General features: G+C 40.9%; 19 protein-coding genes. 10 read left to right on the top strand and 9 right to left on the bottom strand.

Annotated elements, in window-relative coordinates:
• The first annotated feature begins 18 nt into the window (after positions 1 to 18).
• Both BMW39_RS11650 and BMW39_RS11645 read left to right on the top strand, forming a co-directional pair.
• Positions 19 to 1,599: a DHA2 family efflux MFS transporter permease subunit gene (locus BMW39_RS11650; protein ID WP_034975589.1), complete on the top strand. Its 1,581-nt coding sequence runs from the start codon at positions 19 to 21 to the stop codon at positions 1,597 to 1,599.
• Between the two features lie 118 nt (positions 1,600 to 1,717).
• Positions 1,718 to 2,119 (top strand): hypothetical protein, encoded by a 402-nt coding sequence (locus tag BMW39_RS11645; RefSeq protein WP_034976165.1) that lies wholly within the window; start codon positions 1,718 to 1,720, stop codon positions 2,117 to 2,119.
• Between the two features lie 203 nt (positions 2,120 to 2,322).
• On the opposite strand, the gene BMW39_RS11640 is transcribed toward BMW39_RS11645, so the two are convergent.
• Entirely contained in the window at positions 2,323 to 3,084 is a 762-nt protein-coding gene (locus BMW39_RS11640; protein ID WP_034975587.1) for a response regulator transcription factor, read from the bottom strand.
• Positions 3,081 to 3,569, bottom strand: a complete 489-nt coding sequence (locus tag BMW39_RS11635) for a hypothetical protein (protein ID WP_034975586.1) — start codon at positions 3,567 to 3,569, stop codon at positions 3,081 to 3,083. The genes BMW39_RS11640 and BMW39_RS11635 overlap by 4 nt, the downstream gene beginning before the upstream one ends.
• Before the next feature lie 92 nt (positions 3,570 to 3,661).
• Here BMW39_RS11635 and BMW39_RS11630 point away from each other — a divergent pair, with 92 nt between their 5' ends.
• Entirely contained in the window at positions 3,662 to 4,222 is a 561-nt protein-coding gene (locus BMW39_RS11630) for a sugar O-acetyltransferase (RefSeq protein WP_034975584.1), read from the top strand.
• Between the two features lie 16 nt (positions 4,223 to 4,238).
• Entirely contained in the window at positions 4,239 to 4,892 is a 654-nt protein-coding gene (locus BMW39_RS11625) for a DUF1349 domain-containing protein (RefSeq protein ID WP_034975582.1), read from the top strand.
• A 238-nt stretch (positions 4,893 to 5,130) separates the two neighbouring features.
• Here the strand turns inward: BMW39_RS11625 and BMW39_RS11620 are convergent, their stop codons facing one another.
• Both BMW39_RS11620 and ligA read right to left on the bottom strand, forming a co-directional pair.
• The gene (locus BMW39_RS11620; RefSeq protein ID WP_245750481.1) at positions 5,131 to 5,496 is read right to left on the bottom strand and encodes a DoxX family protein; all 366 of its coding nucleotides are present in this window, start codon (positions 5,494 to 5,496) and stop codon (positions 5,131 to 5,133) included.
• 95 nt (positions 5,497 to 5,591) lie between these two features.
• Positions 5,592 to 7,592 carry an NAD-dependent DNA ligase LigA gene (gene ligA, locus BMW39_RS11615; protein ID WP_034975580.1) on the bottom strand — a complete coding sequence of 667 codons (2,001 nt, stop codon included), beginning with the start codon at positions 7,590 to 7,592 and terminating at the stop codon, positions 5,592 to 5,594.
• A 311-nt stretch (positions 7,593 to 7,903) separates the two neighbouring features.
• Between ligA and BMW39_RS11610 the strand changes: the two genes are divergently transcribed.
• The 3 genes from BMW39_RS11610 (at position 7,904) to BMW39_RS11600 (ending at position 11,442) form a co-directional block, all read left to right on the top strand.
• A complete protein-coding gene (locus tag BMW39_RS11610; protein ID WP_034975578.1) occupies positions 7,904 to 9,466 on the top strand; it encodes a M20/M25/M40 family metallo-hydrolase in 1,563 nt (520 codons plus the stop codon).
• A gap of 124 nt (positions 9,467 to 9,590) precedes the next feature.
• Positions 9,591 to 10,334 carry a glycerophosphodiester phosphodiesterase family protein gene (locus BMW39_RS11605; RefSeq protein ID WP_034975577.1) on the top strand — a complete coding sequence of 248 codons (744 nt, stop codon included), beginning with the start codon at positions 9,591 to 9,593 and terminating at the stop codon, positions 10,332 to 10,334.
• Between the two features lie 394 nt (positions 10,335 to 10,728).
• Complete coding sequence (locus tag BMW39_RS11600; RefSeq protein ID WP_034975575.1) at positions 10,729 to 11,442, top strand: 3-ketoacyl-ACP reductase; 714 nt, start codon at positions 10,729 to 10,731, stop codon at positions 11,440 to 11,442.
• A 60-nt stretch (positions 11,443 to 11,502) separates the two neighbouring features.
• Here BMW39_RS11600 and BMW39_RS11595 read toward each other — a convergent pair whose 3' ends face one another.
• Positions 11,503 to 12,948, bottom strand: coding sequence for an FAD-dependent oxidoreductase (locus tag BMW39_RS11595; RefSeq protein ID WP_034976161.1), 1,446 nt, complete (start codon positions 12,946 to 12,948; stop codon positions 11,503 to 11,505).
• A 184-nt stretch (positions 12,949 to 13,132) separates the two neighbouring features.
• Entirely contained in the window at positions 13,133 to 15,256 is a 2,124-nt protein-coding gene (locus BMW39_RS11590; RefSeq protein ID WP_034975573.1) for a Tex family protein, read from the bottom strand.
• A 259-nt stretch (positions 15,257 to 15,515) separates the two neighbouring features.
• Here BMW39_RS11590 and BMW39_RS11585 point away from each other — a divergent pair, with 259 nt between their 5' ends.
• Together BMW39_RS11585 and BMW39_RS11580 are read left to right on the top strand one after the other, a co-directional pair.
• Entirely contained in the window at positions 15,516 to 15,785 is a 270-nt protein-coding gene (locus tag BMW39_RS11585) for a helix-turn-helix domain-containing protein (RefSeq protein WP_034975572.1), read from the top strand.
• Between the two features lie 221 nt (positions 15,786 to 16,006).
• Entirely contained in the window at positions 16,007 to 16,648 is a 642-nt protein-coding gene (locus BMW39_RS11580; RefSeq protein ID WP_034975570.1) for a DUF6266 family protein, read from the top strand.
• Between the two features lie 57 nt (positions 16,649 to 16,705).
• Here the strand turns inward: BMW39_RS11580 and BMW39_RS11575 are convergent, their stop codons facing one another.
• Together BMW39_RS11575 and BMW39_RS11570 are read right to left on the bottom strand one after the other, a co-directional pair.
• Entirely contained in the window at positions 16,706 to 17,617 is a 912-nt protein-coding gene (locus BMW39_RS11575; protein WP_034975568.1) for an endonuclease/exonuclease/phosphatase family protein, read from the bottom strand.
• Positions 17,618 to 17,622: 5 nt separating this feature from the next.
• Positions 17,623 to 18,525, bottom strand: coding sequence for a magnesium transporter CorA family protein (locus tag BMW39_RS11570; RefSeq protein ID WP_034975567.1), 903 nt, complete (start codon positions 18,523 to 18,525; stop codon positions 17,623 to 17,625).
• A gap of 523 nt (positions 18,526 to 19,048) precedes the next feature.
• Between BMW39_RS11570 and BMW39_RS11565 the strand changes: the two genes are divergently transcribed.
• Positions 19,049 to 20,071: a 3-oxoacyl-ACP synthase III family protein gene (locus BMW39_RS11565; RefSeq protein ID WP_034975566.1), complete on the top strand. Its 1,023-nt coding sequence runs from the start codon at positions 19,049 to 19,051 to the stop codon at positions 20,069 to 20,071.
• A 57-nt stretch (positions 20,072 to 20,128) separates the two neighbouring features.
• Here the strand turns inward: BMW39_RS11565 and BMW39_RS11560 are convergent, their stop codons facing one another.
• The gene (locus BMW39_RS11560) at positions 20,129 to 20,557 is read right to left on the bottom strand and encodes a MarR family winged helix-turn-helix transcriptional regulator (RefSeq protein ID WP_034975565.1); all 429 of its coding nucleotides are present in this window, start codon (positions 20,555 to 20,557) and stop codon (positions 20,129 to 20,131) included.
• Between the last annotated feature and the right edge of the window lie 10 nt (positions 20,558 to 20,567).

Raw genomic sequence — 20,567 nt, 5'->3', positions numbered from 1 at the left:
TCTTCCAACTCAGAAATTATGCAAGACGATTCATTAGTAGAATATGGATTCCGCAGAACCATTATTACCATCACCGCCATTATGTGCGCCCTTCTGGAGATCGTGGATTCCACGATCGTGAATGTGGCCCTTAATGAAATGAAAGGTAATCTTGGCGCCACACTCTCCGAAGTGGGCTGGGTCATCACCGCTTATGCCATTGGTAACGTGATCATCGTTCCAATGACAAGCTGGTTGTCTCAGCAGTTCGGAAGACGAAATTATTTTGCGGCGTCCATCATTATATTCACGATTTTTTCTTTTCTCTGTGGTAATGCCACCAACATTTGGGAATTGGTATTTTTCCGATTGATGCAGGGAATTGGAGGTGGAGCACTTTTGGTGACTTCGCAGACGATCATTACAGAGTCCTATCCGGTAGAGAAGAGAAGTATGGCGCAGGCGATCTATGGTCTGGGTGTTATCATCGGGCCAACTTTAGGTCCGCCTTTGGGAGGTTACATTGTTGATAATTACAGCTGGCCTTATATTTTTTACATTAATATTCCTTTGGGGATCATCGCCACATTATTGACGATACAGTTTGTAAAAAGTCCGAGATACTCCGAGAAACGTTCGATTTCCGATGTCGATTGGGCAGGAATTGGATTGTTGGCAGCCTTCGTAGGTTCATTGCAGTATATTTTGGAAAGAGGCCACGAGGACGATTGGTTCGAGAGTAAAGCCATCGTTTTCTTAACCATCACAGCAGTTGTAGGATTCATCCTATTCATTTGGCGCGAACTCACCTTCAAATATCCGATCGTAGAACTTAGAGTTTTGAAGAACGGAAACCTGAGGATCGGAACCATTATGTCCTTCGTTTTAGGATTTGGTTTGTATGGTTCCACGTTCATTGTGCCACTTTATACGCAAAGTATTCTCGGCTGGACAGCCTTGCAATCCGGAGCTTTGATGATTCCTGCAGCGTTGACGACCGCCTTTATGATGCCGATCATTGGACAATTATTGACAAGAGGTGTCAAACAGCAGATCTTGGTAGCCTTAGGATTATTGATATTCTTCGTCTACAGTTTCTGGGGATATAAGATCATCACACCAGACACAGGCAAAGACGCCTTCTTCTGGATGTTGATTGTCCGTGGAATGGGATTGGGACTGTTATTCATTCCAATCACCTCATTATCATTAAGTACTTTGAAAGGTCCCGAGATCGGTCAAGGTGCAGCATTTACAGGGATGATGCGTCAGCTCGGTGGTTCATTCGGGATTGCAGCGATCACGACTTTCATCGCCAACAAAAGTGAATTGTACAGAAGCACGCTTGTCGCCCATTTAGATGTCAACGATCTGGATGTTCAACAGAGAGTTGCCGGACTCAAGGCAAGTTTCATCGCAAAAGGAATGGCGCCGGACAAAGCGCTTCAGTCGGCCTATCAGATTCTCGATTATGGCGTTACGAAACAGGCTACAGTACTGTCTTATATGGACGTTTTCCTTTATTTAGGATTGATGTTCCTCATCTGTATCCCGTTCGTATTATTCGTAAGAGAACGCAAAGGCAAGGGCGAGAAGATCGACCTTAGCTCAGCGCATTAATATTTATTTTTTTTAGTTATTTGTGTAAAAACTCAGGATCAGAAATGGTTCTGAGTTTTTTTTGGCACTGATTTTTCTGCTGATCGCTTATCGCACAATCACCTCAAAACCAAATCTTATGCTGCCTCTCGCTTCTCAATTGATCTATCTGTTCGTCATCGCACTTCCCGTCGCTTGCGTCGCCTGGACGGTCACTCACGAGGAAATTTTCCGCGAACCGAGGGAATATTGCCAGAATGTTTGCGGCACGACGAAGTCTCTGGCGAAGCGAAAATTCTTCTACCTCTTCACCTGCGAGTACTGTTTCAGCCATTACATCAGTTTCATATTTCTCGTCATCACGCAGTACAAGCTGCTTTACGACGATTGGCGCGGTTACCTGCTGGCATTTTTTGCACTGGTTTGGGTTGCCAATTGGTATATGAGTCTCTTCGGCTACCTGCGCCAAAGCCTGAAAGTCGAGAAGATAGAAGCCAACATCAAAGACATCGACCTCAAAGAACTGGAAAGCGAAAAGTAATGATTTAAATCATCAGGAGCCGGGAACCTGCTGTCCACTATATCTTTTTCTCGGTGCCTGAGCATAGTCCAAGGCTACCAAGAAAAAGGATGCCGTTCCCATCAGGGCTAGGGATTTTCAACCTTTAACCAATTTTTACAACCAAAAAGAACTCTCAAACCCTCCAACACCCAAACCCTCCAACACCCAAACCCTCCAACTCATCAGATCCACCGCAACTTCGCCGCCATCACACAAGCCTCTGTCATATTTCCAACACGCAGTTTCTCCAGAATATTCTGCCGATGCCGATTCACGGTATTGATGCTGATGAAAAGCAACTCCGCAATCTCCTTACTTCGTTTCCCATCCTGGATCATCTTCAAAATTTCCTTCTCCCGACCCGATAGAAACGCAGAATTCCCGGCCTCTGTCTGCTGAATGACCGAACTGTTCGCGGTATTGATAATCATCCCGTGATGAAGAGAAGAATTCAGGAAATCAAAATGATAAAGGCAAAGCGCCAGTTCCACATTTTTATCATCAGGATTGGTGAAGTAGAACATTTTGTGCAAAAGCGCTTTCTGATTGGGGTTGTCAGCAATTCTCAATCTGCTGACCACACAATAATCTTTATGTTCCTCAAACGGAATGGTCTTGATAAACTGAAAAAACTGAAGTTCCAGCAAATGCTTCTGCAAAACATCTTCAGCATTTAATTTCGCAAAAAGTTCTTCCTCCCAAATGCTCTCAATTTCCTGCTTACTTTCTTCCTGAAAAATGTCCAACGCATCCGCTAATTTGCCCGAGTAAACATAACTTCTATTATTTTGAAGGTCGCTGAGAACTGCAATGCCGTTTTCTAATTCCACAAAATTTTGAGCTATTTCCTGACACTTTTGGAGCTGTAGATTTTCGCTTTCTAAAGAGGAAGAGAATTCCTGTTGGAGGAGTTTTTCGTTGAGGTCGGATTGGATGGTTTTCATTTATTGATAGTTACATTATTCTTTAATGTATTTTTAAAGAAAGAGTCTATTTCTGAAAGAGTAGTGTTAAGTTTTTTGATGTCTTTTATTTCGTTTGAATTTTCATCGTAAAGAATTTTATTTGGTTTGTAGTTTATGTAATTAATTGTAGAATCAATTTTCACGTTTTTTTCAATTATCGGTCTATCATATTCATAGTTTCTTTTAACAACAAACTGATACTTTAAAGTCTTATCTGTAAAATAAGTGTAATTTAATTTTCCTGTTTCACCATATATGAAAAAATCAAAAACAAGTTTGTCGGAATTATTCTGATAACAAATTATTTCTCCACCTTCACTTGAAACATTTTCTAACGCTGTGGAATCAACACGATATTGATTTTTTGTTTGATTAAATTCAGATAGAATTGGAAAGTTATCTGCAACTTTCTTTTCACAGGAATTGAATAAAATTATTGAAAATATTAGAATGTAATTTTTCATTGAATTACAAGTTGTAACAAATTGGTTATAAATCAGTATTGATAAAAACAGCCAAACACCATAAATTTGCCCATTATCAAAGTAAAAATACAATGAATAATCTGAACGAAAAAGAAAAAATGCTGAGCGGAGAAATCTATGACGCGTCAGACAAACATCTCATCAAAGAAAGAAATATCGCCAAAGACCTTTGTTTTGAGTACAATCACCTTCAGCCTTCCAAGCTCAAAGAAAGAAAAGCATTAATCAAAAAACTCTTCGGCAAAACCGGGAAAATGTTCCACATCGAGCAACCTTTCTACTGCGATTACGGCTACAATATAGAGATTGGCGAGAACTTCTATACCAACGTCAACGTCGTGATTCTCGATTGTGCAAAAGTCACTTTCGGAGACAACGTGATGATTGCACCCAACTGCGGATTCTACACAGCTGGTCATCCATTCGATGTAGAGCAACGCAACAAAGCGTTGGAATACGCCTACCCAATTACCGTTGGAAATAATGTGTGGATTGGTGCAGGGTGTAGCATTCTTCCCGGCGTAACGATTGGAGACAATACGGTGATAGGAGCGGGAAGCGTGGTGACAAAAGATATTCCTGCCAATGTTTTGGCGGTCGGAAATCCGTGCAAAGTCATCCGCGAACTATAAATCAATCAAGATTAAAATGAAAAAAATAATACTTTCCTCCATCATACTTCTGAATTTGTTCTCAGGACTGAAAGCCCAATCTCTTGAAAAAATGACTTGGTTCAACGAACCTTCTCAGTGGGAAATCAAAGATAAAAAACTGTTCATGAACGTCACGCCACAAAGTGACTACTGGCGGATTTCACACTACGGTTTCACTGTTGATGATGCGCCATTTTATTACTCAACCTACGGCGGAGAATTCGAAACCAAAGTGAAAATCACCGGCGATTACAAAGCCCGCTTCGACCAAATGGGACTGATGCTGAGAATCGATGAACAAAATTACATCAAAGCCGGCGTAGAATTCGTGGACGGGAAATTCAATCTCAGCACCGTCGTGACGCACAAAACCAGCGACTGGAGCGTTATCGTTTTAGAAAAAACACCACCTTTTGTATGGATAAAAGCAGTACGAAGACTCGATGCGGTCGAGATTTTCTATTCGTTCGACGACAAAGATTATGTGATGATGAGAAACGCCTATCTGCAGGACAACACACCTGTACAAGTCGGATTTATGGCGGCAAGTCCGGATGGAAACGGCTTCAAGGCTACTTTCGAAAACTTCTCGGTCAAACATCTTCCCGACCAGCGTCGTTTGGAATGGCTGAAGAAAAATCAGAATTAGAAATAAAAAAACTCTCGGACATCTAATCTGAGAGTTTTGTTTTTAGGAGCAGTTTGACTACGTCGATTATCAACTTGACATTTCTTATTTGGAGCTGTTTCCCGCTGTCCACTGTATCTTTTTTGTCTCAGAAGTTTTGTCATCAAAATCAAATTTTCGCATAAGACAAAAAAGGATGCCGTTCCCATCGGGGCTAGGGTTGAGTCTGTCAAAGAAAGTCAGTCTTCAATTGAAATTTTCACATTTTTTTCAGCAACACATACGAAACAGACAGGATTCCCATCAAAATCACGAGCATCACGGAAATTCCCACCGAATCTTTGTGCGAAATATGAGCGACCAAAGCCGTCAAAAAAAAGAGCATTGTCCCACAATACGCCCATTCTTTCAGCGCCATCGGAATGTTTGGAATTAGTAAAATGATGGCTGCGAAAATCTTCAGCACTGCAAGCTGAACAATGAAAAACTGTGGAAAACCCAAGGCTTTCACACCATCAATCGTGGTTTTGTGAAAAAAGTAGGTTCCTGAACTGAGCAGCAAAAATCCGCTCACCAGTGCCGTCGTAAGCCAATAATATAAATTCATCAATTTAAATGTGTTCATTATTAAAATCTTCCTCGGTCTAAGCAAAATTTCAGGTTAAATCAATCTCTTTCAACCCTCAAACTCTAAAACCCATCAACTCTCCAAATCAAACTCTATCCAATCAAATCCAAAAACTCCTGCTCATCAAGAATAGTAATCGTTCCAATATCCTGAGCTTTCTTCAGTTTGCTCCCTGCTTTTTCTCCAACCACCAGATAATTCAAATTTTTAGAAACCGCAGAAATGTTTTTCCCGCCGTGTTTTTCAACCATTTCCTCAGCAGATTCTCTTGTGAAAAGTGATAGTTTTCCGGTAAAGAGAAAAGTTTTTCCTTCCAAGGCATTCGATAGAACTTCGTTGGTATTTTCTCCTTTTTCCAGCTGAACGCCGTAAGATTTTAATCTTTCCAGCATCAGAATATTCTCAGGATTATTAAAGAAATCAACGATGCTCACCGCGATTTTCATCCCGATATCTTCCACCTGACACAGTTCTTCTGCAGTCGCTTTTTTCAAATCTTCAATCGTGTTGAAATTCTTCACCAATTTCTTGGCAACTGTTTCTCCAACGTGTTTGATGCCAATTCCAAACAACACTTTTTCAAACGGAATTTCTTTCGATTTTTCAATGCCGTCAATGATATTCTGAGCCGATTTCTCTGCCATTCTATCTAAAGGCAAAATCTGCTCTTTTGTTAAAGCATAAAAATCTGCTGGGTTTTCAATCAGTCTTTCTTTATATAACTGCTCGATGGTTTCACTTCCCAGATTATCAATATTCAAAGCCTTTCGCGAAACATAATGAATCATTCTTCCCACCACCTGAGGCGGACAGTGCAAATCATTCGGGCAGAAATGAATCGCCTGGTCTTCCAATTTTATCAGTTCAGTTCCGCATTCCGGACAGTTTTTGATGTACTCAATTTCTTTGCTGTCAGAAGTTCTTTTCTCTTCGTTAACGCCGACGATTTTAGGAATAATCTCACCACCTTTTTCCACATACACAAAATCGTGTTCGTGCAAACCGAGTTTTTTTATAATATCTTCATTGTGAAGAGAAGCACGTTTTACGGTCGTTCCGGCGAGCAAAACAGGTTTCAGATTCGCAACAGGCGTAATCGCTCCGGTTCTTCCGACCTGATAAGTCACTTTTTCAAGTTCGGTTTCAACTTTTTCAGCTTTAAATTTATAAGCCATCGCCCAACGTGGCGATTTTGCAGTGTAACCTAGCTGTCTCTGCTGTTTTAATGAGTTGACTTTCAAAACAATTCCATCGATTTCAAAAGGCAGATTATGTCTTTCTGTATCCCAGAAGTTGATGAATTCTTTTATTTCATCTAAATTTTTGCAGAGTTTTGCCTGTTCTGAAATGGTAAATCCCCAGTCGTGAGCTTGATGAAGCAGTTCCCAGTGACTTTCTGCCGGAACTTCCTGCGAAACAAACTGATACAAAACGGAAGACAGTCTGCGTTTTCTCACTTCACCGCTGTCCTGCATTTTCAGACTTCCGCTTGCCGTATTTCTTGGGTTCATAAAAAGGTCAAGACCTTCTTCCTCACGCTGTTTATTGATTTTATCGAAGTTTTTTCTTGTTAAATAAATTTCTCCACGCATAAAAAAGCGCTCAGGAAAATCTCCGGTCAGTTTTACCGGAATATCTGAAATGGTTTTCACATTAGAAGTAATTTCGTCACCCTGAAAACCGTCGCCACGGGTTACTGCCTGAACCAATTTTCCGTTTTCATACAGAATTGAAATCGAAGCGCCGTCATATTTTAATTCAGCTACAAATTCTACAGGTTCATCTATGGTTTTAATGATTCGCTTTTCCCAGTCTGCCAGGTCATCATAATCGTAAGAATTATCCAGAGAGTACATTCTGAACTGATGCTGAACGGTCGGAAAAATTTTTGTCACACCGCCACCCACACGGACAGTCGGAGAATTGTCATCGTGAAATTCGGGATGTTTGGCCTCCAAATCCTGAAGTTCTTTTAATAATAAATCAAATTCAAGGTCAGAGATGCTCGGCTCATCCATCAGATAATAATTTTCGTTATGCTGGTTGAGTTCTTTGCGGAGCTGTTCTATCTTTTGCTGAATGTTTTCGGACATCGGAAAATTTATTTGAAGCAAAAGTAATTAATGAAAACCTCAAGTTGATAATTTTAAATCAAAATTTTATCAAGATTAAGAGCTTGTTTAATTTGTTTTAAAAACTACAAAATTCACAAACGCTGTATTTTTTTAGTTTATCAAATGTTCAGAATAAAAATCGTAATCTTTTTTAATCTTTGAAAGTCTTTGCATTTTTAATTTTTCTTTTGTGACTTTTATGGTTTAAGACTTTTTTGTCATTTTTGAGCCAGCGCCAAGTCCAGTTTTCTCCCGATTTTCCTATCTTTATCGGAATCAAATAAAAAGATATGAAGCGAAACACTTTGTTCACGATGTCTGCAGTTTTCTTTGCAGTCCAATTTTCTAACGCTCAAACCAAATCAACAGAAAAACTCAATCCGATTGTCGAAAGTTTTGTCAACGAGGCCAACAACAATTCCCAACTCGAGGATATGGCCTACGAACTTTTGGACGGCATAGGACCAAGATTGGTAGGTACACCCGAAATGCTTTCTGCCAATAATTACACCGCCGATAAACTGAAATCTTGGGGCATCGAAGCGAATCTTCAGCAATTTGGAACGTGGAAAGGTTGGCAACGTGGAACCACGCACGTGGATATGGTTTTTCCAAGAACTAAAACATTGTCGGCAACGCAATTGGCTTGGAGTCCATCAACCAAAAAAGCAGTTGAAGCAGAATTGGTAATTCTTCCGAAAGTGACTTCCAAAGCCGAGTTTGACAAATGGTTGCCATCGGTGAAAGGAAAAATTGTTTTGATGGCGCAATATCAGAAAATTGGTCGTTCCGATGAGCAAATCAAGGAATTTGCAACGCCAGAATTGTACGACAAACTGAAAGCTGAAAAACAACAGGCGACCAAAGATTTCCAAGAATACATTAAAAATATTGGTTACGATAATAACACGTTGCCAGAAGCTTTGGAAAAAGCGGGTGCATCAGGCATCGCCATTTCCAACTGGACGGGAATTATGAGCACCAACCGTATTTTCGGAGCCAAGACCAAAAAGACTCCAATGTTCGATATTGATTTGGAAGATTACGGAATGCTTTACAGAATGGCAGAAAAAGGAGCGAAACCGAGAATCAAAATCGATGCGCAATCCAAAGTGCTACCAGAAGCGAAATCCTTCAACACCATCGGAATCATCAAAGGAAAAGAGAAACCCAACGAATATATCATTCTTTCTGCTCACCTCGATTCTTGGGACGGCGCACAAGGTGCGACGGACAACGGAACGGGAACGTTGACGATGCTCGAAACAATGCGAATCCTCAAAAAATATTATCCAAATAACAAACGGACCATCATCGTCGGACTTTGGGGAAGCGAGGAGCAAGGACTGAACGGCTCACGTGGTTTCGTTGCCGACAATCCTGAAATCATCAAAGGCGTACAGGCGGTCTTCAATCAAGACAACGGAACGGGTAGAGTGGTGGACATCAGCGGGCAAGGTTTCAAAGATTCCTACGCGTACATTGGAAAATGGCTGGAGGCAGTTCCTAAAAAAGTGAAGGACAACATTAAGACCAACTTCCCTGGAATGCCTGGTGGAGGCGGTTCCGACCACGCTTCTTTCGTTTCGGCTGGCGTTCCCGGATTCTCTTTGAGTTCACTTAACTGGGGCTATTTCGGTTACACTTGGCACACGACCAAAGACACTTATGACAAAATTGTTTTTGATGAATTGAAGAACAATGTGATTCTGACAGCCACTTTAGCTTATATGGCTTCCGAAGACCCAGAATTTACAAGCCGTGAAAAAAGAGTGATGCCAAATGACGAAAAAGGCGAACCAATGAAATGGCCAGTTGCACGCGAGCCGAAAAGAACGAGCAACGACGAATAATAATTTCCAATTGTGCTAAGCTGAGGTTTTAACGAAGTTAAACTTTGTGCCTTAAAATCATAAGTTTTATATGATTAAATCTTAGTGCCTTTGCGTTAAATTTCAATTCTCAATAATATTAAAAATGAAGAAACTAATTCTAGGATTAACGATTTTAAGTTCCATAATAATGAATGCCCAAACTCAAATCATCGCGCACAGAGGCTATTGGCAAACCAATCCGCCAACGACTGAAAATTCTTTGAAGGCTTTGGAGAATGCGCAAAAGCTGAAAATCTACGGCGCAGAATTCGATGTGAGAATGACCAAAGATGGCGTTCTCGTCATCAACCACGATGAGCACCACGGGAAAATGGAAGTCTCTGAAACGGATTTCAAAACATTGGAAAAACTCAAACTTTCCAATGGCGAGAAGTTTCCCACCTTGAAAGATTATTTGAAACAAGGTAAAAAAGATTCGTCTCTCAAATTAATTGTTGAAATCAAACCTGCAAAAACGCCAGAACTTGAAAACGAGATTGTGAAGAAAACCATTCAAACCATCAAGGATTTGAAGCTGGAATCTCAGAGCGAATTCATCTCTTTTAGTTTTAATGTTTGTAAGGAAATCAAAAAAGTAGAACCGAACTTCAAAGTACAATATCTGGAAGGCAATCTTTCGCCTCAACAGATAAAAGCAGAAGGATTGGACGGCATCGATTATCATTACAGCGTTTTCGAAAAGAATCCAACTTGGATTTCAGAAGCGAATTCATTAGGATTAATCACCAATTCCTGGACTGTGAATGACCTTGAAGTTTATAAAAAACTAAAAGAACAAGGCTTGAAATTCGTCACCACGAATGTTCCTGACCAATTGAAAGATTAATAAACTGAGTTCGATTATTAAATCATTTTCGAATATCAATAGGAACGGGCTTTAGCCCGTTTTAAAAAAGAGTAGTGGATAGTTGGCTTTAGCCAAAACATATTAATAATTTTCGGCTAAAGCCTTTTTTTTCAAAAAATACTACATCGGGCTAAAGCCCGACGCAATTGATTATTATAATCGAACTCAGATAAATTAGAAATTTTAATTTTAATGCACTTCGAGAGCCTCAGTGTGACAACTCTTATTACTGTTTGATTGCAAAGATGTCATTCTGAGGCTCTCGAAGACATATATTATCGACTTACCAAATGATAAGATTTCATTAAATCTAATTGCAATGTTTCTTTTCTAAACAATCGTTTGGTAAATTTGCACCTTCAAAACGATTACAATGAATTTAAAAGGAAAAAACGCCATCATCACTGGTGGTGGAAGAGGCCTTGGGAAAGCGGTTGCGCAAATCCTAGCCAATGAAGGCGTGAACGTCGGCATCACAGGAAGAAACGAAAATTATCTTAAAATAACAGCAAACGAACTGAAAGCAACTGGTGTGAAAGTAGCTTACGCGGTTTTCAATGTTGACAACGAATTGGAAGTGAAAGCCGGAATCGAGTCGCTGGCAGAGCAACTTGGCGGTGTGGATATTTTGGTCAACAACGCTGGAATAGGCGACTTTGGAAGCATCGAGGAAATGCCTTCTGAGACTTGGGAACAAGTGATTAGAACCAATCTTTTCGGTGTTTATTACGTGGCGAAAGCGGTTCATCCTTTCTTGAAAGAAAAAGGTCAGGGCGATATCGTAAATGTAGCTTCCACAGCAGGTTTGAAAGGCGGACCGAATATGTCAGCCTACGCCGCTTCGAAAGCCGCAGTGGTTTCATTATCACAATCGATGATGGCGGAATGGAGAAAGGAAAACATCCGTGTCATCACTTTGACGCCAAGCACGATTGCTTCGGATATGAGCATCAACGGCGGTTTGACGGACGGCAATCCAGACAAAGTCCTTCAGCCGGAAGATTTTGCAGAATGGGTAAGAGATATCCTGAAAATGAACAGACGTGCATTGATTGCCAACGGTTCTATTTTCTCAACAAATCCTTAAGCTTAGAATAAAAAAGCAAAAAGCGGTTTTACAACAATGTAGAACCGCTTTTTTATTGGATTAATCTTTCCTTTTCAAGACTTTCCCCCGTGGCTCATTCCCTTCATAGAGCGCAATTTCGGAATGAAGGAACTGTGCGGCGGCCGCAGAATCTTCAACTTTAATGGAACTTCGCTGTATCATTTCTGATTCGAAATCGGATAGGACACTTTTCCTGATTCCATCGGTTCGCCATTGCGATAATGGTCTGCATTTTTTTGAGATTTCACGAGCTAAAGACAGCGCATCCAACAAAGCCTGATTGGCACCTTGCCCTTTGAAAGGACTCATCGGATGTGCGGCATCACCAATCAACGTGGCTTTTCCGAAGTTTTTCATTAATTCTGATGATAGCAACGCGCGGTCATAAACGGGATATCCAGAAATCTGACTTGCCAATGTGGAACTAATGATTTCGGGAATAGGAGAATGCCAATTGGTCCTTTTAATGGCTTCTTCTTTAAATGCTTCTGAACCTTTACTGCTAAGGTTTTTTGCTTCGTTCTCAGACATTGGAAAACTGAGTTGCCACATTATGGAATCAGCATCAAATGGCATCATATAAATCCTTTCGTTCCCATTGGCTGTCTGAAAAACCGTTGCTGAGTCTAGTAAGTGATGGTCTGGATTTTCTAACGCACTCAACGGGCAAATGCCTAAAATAACGATGCAATCCAAATAGCGCAAAGGGGAAATTTCTTCACCAATTAAAATATTCCGAACCGCACTTCGGATGCCGTCTGCACCGACTATGATATCTGCTTTTTCAATTGTTGATACGCCATTGACTTGAAAGTTTAGGTCAATTTTACCTTCTTTATTTTCATTAAAATCAATGAGTTGATGTCCCCATTTTATCTTGTCATTTCCGCCCAATTGTTCTATGAATGCGGAACGGAGCGATTGTCTGGCGATATGGATATTGGTCTTTTTAGGAGATTGCTTTTCGGAATTTTGAAGCCACTTTCGCATTCCCCATTCAGCAACCACTTTTCCGTCGGGTGTGTGAACAAGATGTCTTGTGGAGACCACACCTTTTTCCAACTTTGAAATCCCAAAACCTTCAATTGCTTTGCTGGCTTGTTGTAAAGTCAGCCCGTAACCTTGCGACCGTTCATTAAAACTATTGTCACGCTCATAAATGGTAAACGGAATGCCACGGTGCAGACAAGCCACGGCCAATGCCACGCCACCAATCCCAGCACCAATGATGGCAACGTGCGGAAGATTCTCTGTATCTGGAACAGGAAAACTATCCGAAGCAATCAATCCTGAGCCAGAGCAAGTTGGGCAAACATACCAATGCGCTTCCGGTGGTGTGGGTTCAATTCCATCACGGCCTGCTTTCTCAAATTCCAACAAGGCTTTTTGGTAATGAAAGCGCGCACTTTTCTTGATTCTCCGCTTTTTCTTTCCGAGGCCTAGGCAGTCTGTGCAGGTGGTGAAAAAAGGTGTTTTGGTTTGCATTTTATTATAGTCGTTCTGATAGGATTTGAACTTTATCAATTTTTATAACCACAAAAGTCACAAAAGTTGTAATTCTTTGTAAGTTATTCAAAAGTGAAAAAAGGTCAAAGTTATGTAGTTTTCTTTTTTGCTCTTCTGCAATGATGAATGTAGATTTCTCTTTTGTGACTTTTGTGGTTAACGCTTACAAAATCATCGTCAACTGGATTCTTTTCCTCGCCTCATCCACTTCAACCACTTTCACCTGAACGTGCTGATGAAGCTTCACCACTTCATTCACATCCGAAACAAAACCGTCTTTCAATTGTGAAATATGAACCAATCCACTTTCTTTGATTCCAAGGTCTACGAAGCAACCGAACGCCGTAATGTTGTTCACGATGCCTGGAAGAATCATTCCTGGGTTGAGATTTTTAATTGATTTTACATTTGGGTCAAACTCGAAAACTTTAGCTGCTTTTCTTGGGTCTAATCCTGGCTTTTCTAATTCTTTCAAAATATCCTTAATTCCTAGAATTCCTATTTCTGGCGTGATGTATTTTTCTGGATTGATGAGGGCGATTTTTTCTTTATTTGAAATCAAATTTTCGGTTTTAAGGCCTAGGTCTTTCGCCATTTTCTCAATGGTCTTATAAGCTTCCGGATGCACCGCCGAATTATCCAAAGGATTTTTTGCATTCTTGATTCTGACAAAAGCTGCAGCTTGTTGATATGCTTTTTCGCCCAATCTTGGTACTTTTTTAAGTTCTTTTCTTTCCGTGAAGGCGCCATTTTCTGTTCGATAGTTAACGATGTTTTCGGCCATTTTCTCTCCGATTCCAGAAACATAACTTAATAGCGATTTGCTGGCTGTATTCAGGTTCACACCAACTGAGTTCACGGAGCGGATGACCGTATTGTCCAATTCCTCTTTCAGTTTGGTCTGGTCCACATCGTGCTGATACTGCCCAACACCAATGGATTTGGCATCTATTTTTACGAGTTCTGCCAACGGGTCGGCCAATCTTCGTCCGATGGAAACTGCACCTCGAACCGTGACGTCATAATTTGGGAACTCATCTCGGGCAATCTTGCTAGCCGAATAGATGGAGGCTCCAGCTTCTGACACCACAAAAACCTGAATTGGTTTATCAAAAGCGATTTTCTTAATGAAAAATTCCGTTTCTCGTCCTGCCGTTCCGTTTCCAATGGAAATGGCCTGAATATTATAGGCATTCACCATCGAGCGGATTTTCTTCATCGCCATTCCGGTTTCGTTCTGTGGCGCGTGTGGATAGATGGTTTCGTTGTTTAGCAGGTCGCCTTTTTCATCTAGACAGACGACTTTGCAACCGGTTCTGAATCCTGGGTCGATGGCCAAAATCCTTTTTTCTCCCAATGGCGACGCTAGCAATAATTGCTGAAGATTCTCAGAGAAAACTTCAATAGCTTTGATGTCCGCTTTTTCTTTGGATTCCTGCAACGTTTCATTGGAAATGGCTGGTTCCAACAGTCGTTTGTAAGAATCTGCAATGGCGAGTTCTATTTGTTTAGTCGTGGAATTGTTGCTTTTGATGACGGCATTTTCCATCAGTTCTAGCGCTTCTTCTTTGTCAACATCGACAGAAACTTTCACAAAACCTTCATTTTCTGCTCGGAGCATTGCCAGCAATCTGTGGCTTGGGATTCGGTTCAGTGCTTCCTGCCATTCAAAATATTGGGAGAATTTCTGAGCGGCTTCATCTTCTTTTTTAACCTTTACAACTTTCGAAGTAATAATTGCTTTTCTTTGAAAAAGTCTTCGGAGGTTTTTTCGGATGTACAGATTTTCATTGATCCATTCTGCCATGATGTCTCTCGCGCCTTGCAAAGCTTCTACTTCATTTGCCACATCCTTGTTGAGGTATTTTGAAGCAAGAAATTCCACATCGTCATTGCGCTGACTCATAATGATTTTAGCCAACGGTTCCAAACCTTTTTCTCTGGCTGAATCCGCTTTGGTTTTCTTTCGTTTTTTGTAAGGCAGATAGAGGTCTTCCAATTCCTGAAGGTCAAAACTCTGTTCTATTTTTTGTTTGAGTTCAGGACTCAGCGCATTCTGTTCTTCGATGGATTTCAGGATGCTTTCTTTCCGTTTCGTGATCTCGTCAAACTGTTTGTTTAGCTTGAAGATATTTTCAATCGCCACCTCGTCCAGATTACCGGTGCGGTCTTTTCTGTAGCGGGCAATGAAGGGAATGGTGCAATCTTCTGCAAGGAGCTGAAGGGTGCTATCTATGCTTTTGGAGGATATATTTAGCTGTTTCTGTATAAAGTCTGAAGAAGTCATCTCTAAGTTTTGAAAAGCGAAAATAGTGTTTTGTAATGAAAACTGAAGATTGCATCATCCCAAAATTTTCAAAATAGGAACCGTGAAATTGACTGAAGTTAAAATGGTAGTTGGTGACCTCATCAAAACTGTTTTTTGAACAAATTAAAAATATATTTTATTATCATTATTAAGTCTTTAAAGTATTGAATTTTTGTGACTTATGGAGATTATTGTTTTGTTTTTTTTATTAATTTAATCCCATCAAAAACCACAAATTATGAAAAACAAAAACAATTTTACATTGGAGGATCTGTTCCTTTACATTGCTAACTCCTACCAAGAATTGACAGATCTACTAAAAGAACGACTTCCAATACCAGTCAATCATCAGGAGACCGACTATAAAGATGCCGCTGACGCAAAACGTGAACTGAAAATAAGCGACAGCACCCTCTATCGTTGGCGCAAGGAAGGTCTGATAGATTTTGTTATCAGAAAGGGCAAAATTTATTACGACATCTCTTCTGTGCTGAAGAAAAAGAGGTAAAGCTTCGGATCATCTTCGGCATTCCTTCGGGTCTTGTTCGGAAAAAACATCTTTTTTCCGAACAAGACCCGAATAAAAGTGCTGGATGACCCGAAGGAAACCAAAAGCAACCAGTCATTTCCTACCAAATCCAGTCAAAATCGGTCAAAGCCCGTCAGGCATGTACAAGCGATTGTTTTCTGTTTTAATTTCGCCTTACCAAACATTAAAAATTATTAGGTATGGCAACATTCAACAAAGGGATCCTTGGCGGATTTTCAGGAAAAGTAGGGACTGTAGTGGGCGCCAACTGGCGTGGCAAAGACATCATGCGAAGTCTTCCAAAACCATCACAGAAAGAACCCACCGAGAAACAGCTTCTGCAACAGGCCAGGTTCAAACTGGCGGTGGCTTTTCTACAACCGCTCAAAACCATCCTGTCTGAGTATTTTGGGTCGAGTAGTGGGGTAAAATCCAGAGTGAATCTGGCGACCTCGTACACCATCAATGAAGCCATCCAAGTGGTGGCTGGCATTCCAGAACTGATCTACAACAAAGTCATGATCACTAAAGGTGAACTCACGGGCTTTCAAAATGCGGTGCTCACGCCCCAGGCACGCGGTGTTCTAGATCTGGAGTGGGAAGACAATAGTGCACAAGGCAATGCGTCGGCATCAGACCAAGTCAATCTGGTAAGCTACTGCAAAGAACTGAACGATTTTCAAATCTTTGAAGGCATCGCGATACGCTCAGACCTGCTAGCCAGTGTCACACTCCCAAGCTTCTGCATTGGCAAAAGCATAGAGGTCTGGGCCTATCTCAATACAGAGAGGCAGACCTTTGCAAGCAACAGTTTCTATCTAGGCGAGCATACCGTGATTTAGAATGAAGAATCCACTTGAGAGAGTGGATTTTTTTAATGTACATATTTGGAGTGTTATCTACTTGCTAAGCTTCACCACCACCGGAAAGTGGTCACTCCACCCACCAATATACCTCGACCCGGAATAAGTCCTCATTGGATAGTTGCTATTCTTGCGGTCTTTGTTTCGAAGTCGGGGAGTGTTATAGATTTCAGCAGAGATGGTTTGAAATTTAAATTGTTCGATAAGCAAATTCTCACTGTAGAAGATCTGGTCAAAACAAAGACCTTTCTTGCCGTGATAGGTCGAGAATTGACCATCAAGAAACAGCGCTTCAAAAGGATTGCTCAGCATCTTTTTGCCATTATCATTAGTTAGGAATTGTTGCAATTCCTCAGCATCAGGATTCTCATTAAAATCACCCATCAAGATGATTGGTTCTCCTTTGTCAACAAAATTCTGAATGGTATAATGTAGTTGGTTAATGATATAATTCCGTTGTGCTTTCTTAATATCTTTCTCTCTTTTGGAAGGTAGGTGGCAAACAAAAATGTGAAGCTTCTTCCCCTCAAATAAGAGTTCAACATGAAGAATGTCTCGGGTATCGAATGCCACACTTTCATCCATCAGAAACTTCAAAGTATTGAATTGTACCAAGGTATATTTCGCCTGATCAAACAACAGCGCTACACTCAATCCTCTGGAATCCTGGGATTTTTGATAGATGATCTCATAATTCTGAATCGGTGAATTTTCATTAAGCAGATCTTCTAAGACCGACCTGTCGCCAATCTCTGCCAAACCAATGATGGACGGCAATTGCCCATGATCTTCCTCTACGAATCGAAAGAAATTGCTGAGTTTTCGGATCTTCAGATTGTACTTGTAGCTGTCCCAATTGCGAAATCCGGAAGCAGGCTTTTCATCAGCTCCAGAATCGGGCGGAAAGAGATTCTCCACATTGTAGAACATCATCAATTCTGAATCCATAGGTGCTACCAACGTTTTCTACGCATATAGATAAAGGTGACAGCAACGATGGTCAGCATCACGCCGATGGTGATGAAATAACCATGCTTATGATGGAGTTCCGGCATATTATCGAAGTTCATCCCGTAGACACCTGCAATGAAGGTGATCGGTAAAAAGTATACCGAATAGATGGCCAAAAGCTTCATCACCTGGTTTGCTTTCTGGTCAGATAGCGCCAGGAACATCGATATCAAGTTGGTCGTCTGCGCATTCAGGTGGTCAAAATCTGCAATCACATCCTTCTGCTTGTCGATGAGGTCCATCACCTGCACATCCTCTAGATCCAGGGTTTTGAATTTTGAGATCCATTCGCCGGACATATTCAGGATCCTGGTATTGAGGCCAGACTTGCGTTTCAGTTTATAGAGTCTTCTGATCTGTACAGAATCGTTGGTGTTTTTCAGGAAGATCTCGTTCTCCATCGCATCCATCACCTCCAGCAGACTGGCACTTTCGTCGTCAAAACTTTTCATGATTTTGAGAGCCAATCGCAAGGCCAGATCATCAATTTTGACCGAATCGATATCTTCCTTGTCCAGTTCCGAGCATAGTTCATTGATGCTTTTGCTCTTGGTCCGGTGCGTGGTGATGATGAGTTTTGGCAGCAAGAATATGCCGAGCTTACTGCTGATATCACTGATGGTGTTCAGCGTTCTCTTCTCCAGGTCGGTGGATTCGCGGGTCAGAAAGAACTTCACATCGCCCACTTCCTCGTATTTTGGAAGGTGGTTTGGGTCTATCGTATCCTCCAAAAGCAGGTAATTGATATGATAACGCTGATGCAGGAACTGCAGGTCTTCCTCGGTGGGAGCCGTGACATCCACCCATTCCCAGTGCTTTGATTTGTATTTCTGTTCGATTGGCATATCGCAAAACTAAATAAAATTACAATCACTTGATACAAATCGGTCATTCAAATTATTTGGGCAGCTTTATCCGTCTTCCACTCCCAATCTTTTTTGCAGACCATTTCGGTTTAAGGAGAACATTAAGTCAAAGCAAAAAAGGATTTCCGTTCAAGCCGGGCTGCGCTTCGCAACAATCAAGATTTGTCATCCATTGAAGCTTTCACCTACTTCGACATAGGAAACGGAAGCGTTAAGAAATTTTAAAGAAATTACGTTAAGAAAAATCCACTGTTTGAAGCTGATGCTGGAAATGCGCTGGCGGCAAGTTTGGATTTTTTAGGAATTTATTTAAAATTTTAGCTGAGTTTCCCCGTCTTGACTTTTTGGTTCTTTTGTGTCAAGACAAAAGAACTATCCATTTTGTGTTATTTATTTGCTTGTGAATCAGTCTAATATCTAACCTCTCAATTCTAACTTCCAATAAAAAAACCTATGTAACAAATAAAATAATTATTTTTGCAGGTACTTTTAAAATACCAAAATGATCAAAAGTGTAATCTCAGGCGTAGGCCATTACGTTCCTGAAAATATCGTGACCAACGATGACCTTTCCAAACTGATGACCACCAACGATGAGTGGATCACCGAGAGAACAGGCATCAAAGAAAGAAGACACCGCAAGAACCGCGTCGATTCCGAAGAGACGACTTCTTTCTACGGTTTCAAAGCATCAGAAATCGCTCTGAAAAATGCCAACCTCACCGCCCAAGACATTGATTATATTGTTTTTGCAACGCTTTCTCCGGATTACTATTTTCCAGGTTCAGGTGTTCTTTTGCAGGATTTGTTGGGTTGTGGAACGATAGGCGCCTTGGATGTTAGAAATCAGTGTTCAGGATTCGTCTATGCAATGAGCGTCGCAGATGCTTTCATCAAATCTGGATTGTACAAGAATGTTTTGGTAGTCGGTGCAGAGATCCACTCTTTCGGACTGGATTTTTCTGATGCTGGCCGAGGTGTTTCTGTCATCTTCGGAGATGGCGCTGGGGCAGTGGTTTTATCAGCCAGTGAAGATGCCAATGCGAAAGGAATCTTGTCTGTCAATATGCACTCCGAAGGGAAATATGCAGAAGAACTGGCCGTGAAATTCCCTGGAACCAAATTGGGTTGGAGCGACACCTTACTGACAAACCCAGACTCTGTAACCTCAGAAGATATCTATCCAGTAATGAATGGAAACTTCGTTTTCAAACACGCTGTGACAAGATTCCCAGAAACGATATTGGAAGCTTTGGAAAAAGCAGGTAAGAAGATTGACGATTTGGATTTACTCATTCCACACCAGGCGAATATCAGAATTGCACAATACGTTCAGCAATTGTTGCATTTGCCAGACGAGAAAGTCTTCGTGAATATCCAAAAATATGGAAACACAACCGCTGCTTCTATTCCAATTGCTTTGAGTGAAGCCATCTTGGAAGGCAGAATGAAACGCGGCGATTTGGTTTGTATGTCCGCTTTCGGAAGTGGTTTCACTTGGGGAAGTGTCCTTTTTGAATATTAATTCAATTCCATTAAAAATAAAAAAAGCGCTATTCGGATTTCCAAATAGCACTTTTTGTTACTCATAGATTTGTTTGACGACTTTATCGGATAAAGCTTTCAGTTGCGTCATTTCTTCGACACTCAAATTCATTGCTTTCGCCAATTCGAAGGGAATGCAAATGGCTTTTTCCTTCAGCTTTCTGCCTTTTTCTGTAAGGTGGATTTTCACCACACGCTCGTCTTCTTTGCTTCGTTTGCGAGTCAGATAATCTTTGGATTCCAAACGTTTCAGCAACGGTGTCAAAGTTCCATTATCCAATTGCAAGATTTCTCCAACTTGGTTGACGGTCAAATCGTCCTTTTCCCAAAGTGTCATCATTGCAATGTATTGCGGATAAGTCAAGCCAATATCTTTTAGGATTGATCGATAGCACTGCATTATTTCGCGGTGTAAAACGTAAACGGAGAAACATAATTGCTTGTCGAGTTTTAGTAGATCTTCCATATTGGTCTTT

This window comes from Epilithonimonas lactis (genome assembly GCF_900110605.1).
Lineage (GTDB): Bacteria > Bacteroidota > Bacteroidia > Flavobacteriales > Weeksellaceae > Epilithonimonas > Epilithonimonas lactis.
This window is presented reverse-complemented; position numbering and strand designations above follow the sequence as displayed.

Excerpts from the sequence above, each read along its gene's own strand:
- BMW39_RS11580 (WP_034975570.1), top strand. The coding sequence starts at position 16,007 with ATGGCAACATTCAACAAAGGGATCCTTGGCGGATTTTCAGGAAAAGTA.
- BMW39_RS11625 (WP_034975582.1), top strand. The coding sequence starts at position 4,239 with ATGAAAAAAATAATACTTTCCTCCATCATACTTCTGAATTTGTTCTCA.
- BMW39_RS11605 (WP_034975577.1), top strand. The coding sequence starts at position 9,591 with ATGAAGAAACTAATTCTAGGATTAACGATTTTAAGTTCCATAATAATG.
- BMW39_RS11565 (WP_034975566.1), top strand. The coding sequence starts at position 19,049 with ATGATCAAAAGTGTAATCTCAGGCGTAGGCCATTACGTTCCTGAAAAT.
- BMW39_RS11635 (WP_034975586.1), bottom strand. The coding sequence starts at position 3,569 with ATGAAAAATTACATTCTAATATTTTCAATAATTTTATTCAATTCCTGT.
- ligA (WP_034975580.1), bottom strand. The coding sequence starts at position 7,592 with ATGTCCGAAAACATTCAGCAAAAGATAGAACAGCTCCGCAAAGAACTC.
- BMW39_RS11620 (WP_245750481.1), bottom strand. The coding sequence starts at position 5,496 with ATGAACACATTTAAATTGATGAATTTATATTATTGGCTTACGACGGCA.
- BMW39_RS11585 (WP_034975572.1), top strand. The coding sequence starts at position 15,516 with ATGAAAAACAAAAACAATTTTACATTGGAGGATCTGTTCCTTTACATT.
- BMW39_RS11575 (WP_034975568.1), bottom strand. The coding sequence starts at position 17,617 with ATGGATTCAGAATTGATGATGTTCTACAATGTGGAGAATCTCTTTCCG.
- BMW39_RS11590 (WP_034975573.1), bottom strand. The coding sequence starts at position 15,256 with ATGACTTCTTCAGACTTTATACAGAAACAGCTAAATATATCCTCCAAA.
- BMW39_RS11560 (WP_034975565.1), bottom strand. The coding sequence starts at position 20,557 with ATGGAAGATCTACTAAAACTCGACAAGCAATTATGTTTCTCCGTTTAC.
- BMW39_RS11610 (WP_034975578.1), top strand. The coding sequence starts at position 7,904 with ATGAAGCGAAACACTTTGTTCACGATGTCTGCAGTTTTCTTTGCAGTC.
- BMW39_RS11630 (WP_034975584.1), top strand. The coding sequence starts at position 3,662 with ATGAATAATCTGAACGAAAAAGAAAAAATGCTGAGCGGAGAAATCTAT.
- BMW39_RS11600 (WP_034975575.1), top strand. The coding sequence starts at position 10,729 with ATGAATTTAAAAGGAAAAAACGCCATCATCACTGGTGGTGGAAGAGGC.
- BMW39_RS11570 (WP_034975567.1), bottom strand. The coding sequence starts at position 18,525 with ATGCCAATCGAACAGAAATACAAATCAAAGCACTGGGAATGGGTGGAT.
- BMW39_RS11595 (WP_034976161.1), bottom strand. The coding sequence starts at position 12,948 with ATGCAAACCAAAACACCTTTTTTCACCACCTGCACAGACTGCCTAGGC.
- BMW39_RS11650 (WP_034975589.1), top strand. The coding sequence starts at position 19 with ATGCAAGACGATTCATTAGTAGAATATGGATTCCGCAGAACCATTATT.
- BMW39_RS11645 (WP_034976165.1), top strand. The coding sequence starts at position 1,718 with ATGCTGCCTCTCGCTTCTCAATTGATCTATCTGTTCGTCATCGCACTT.
- BMW39_RS11640 (WP_034975587.1), bottom strand. The coding sequence starts at position 3,084 with ATGAAAACCATCCAATCCGACCTCAACGAAAAACTCCTCCAACAGGAA.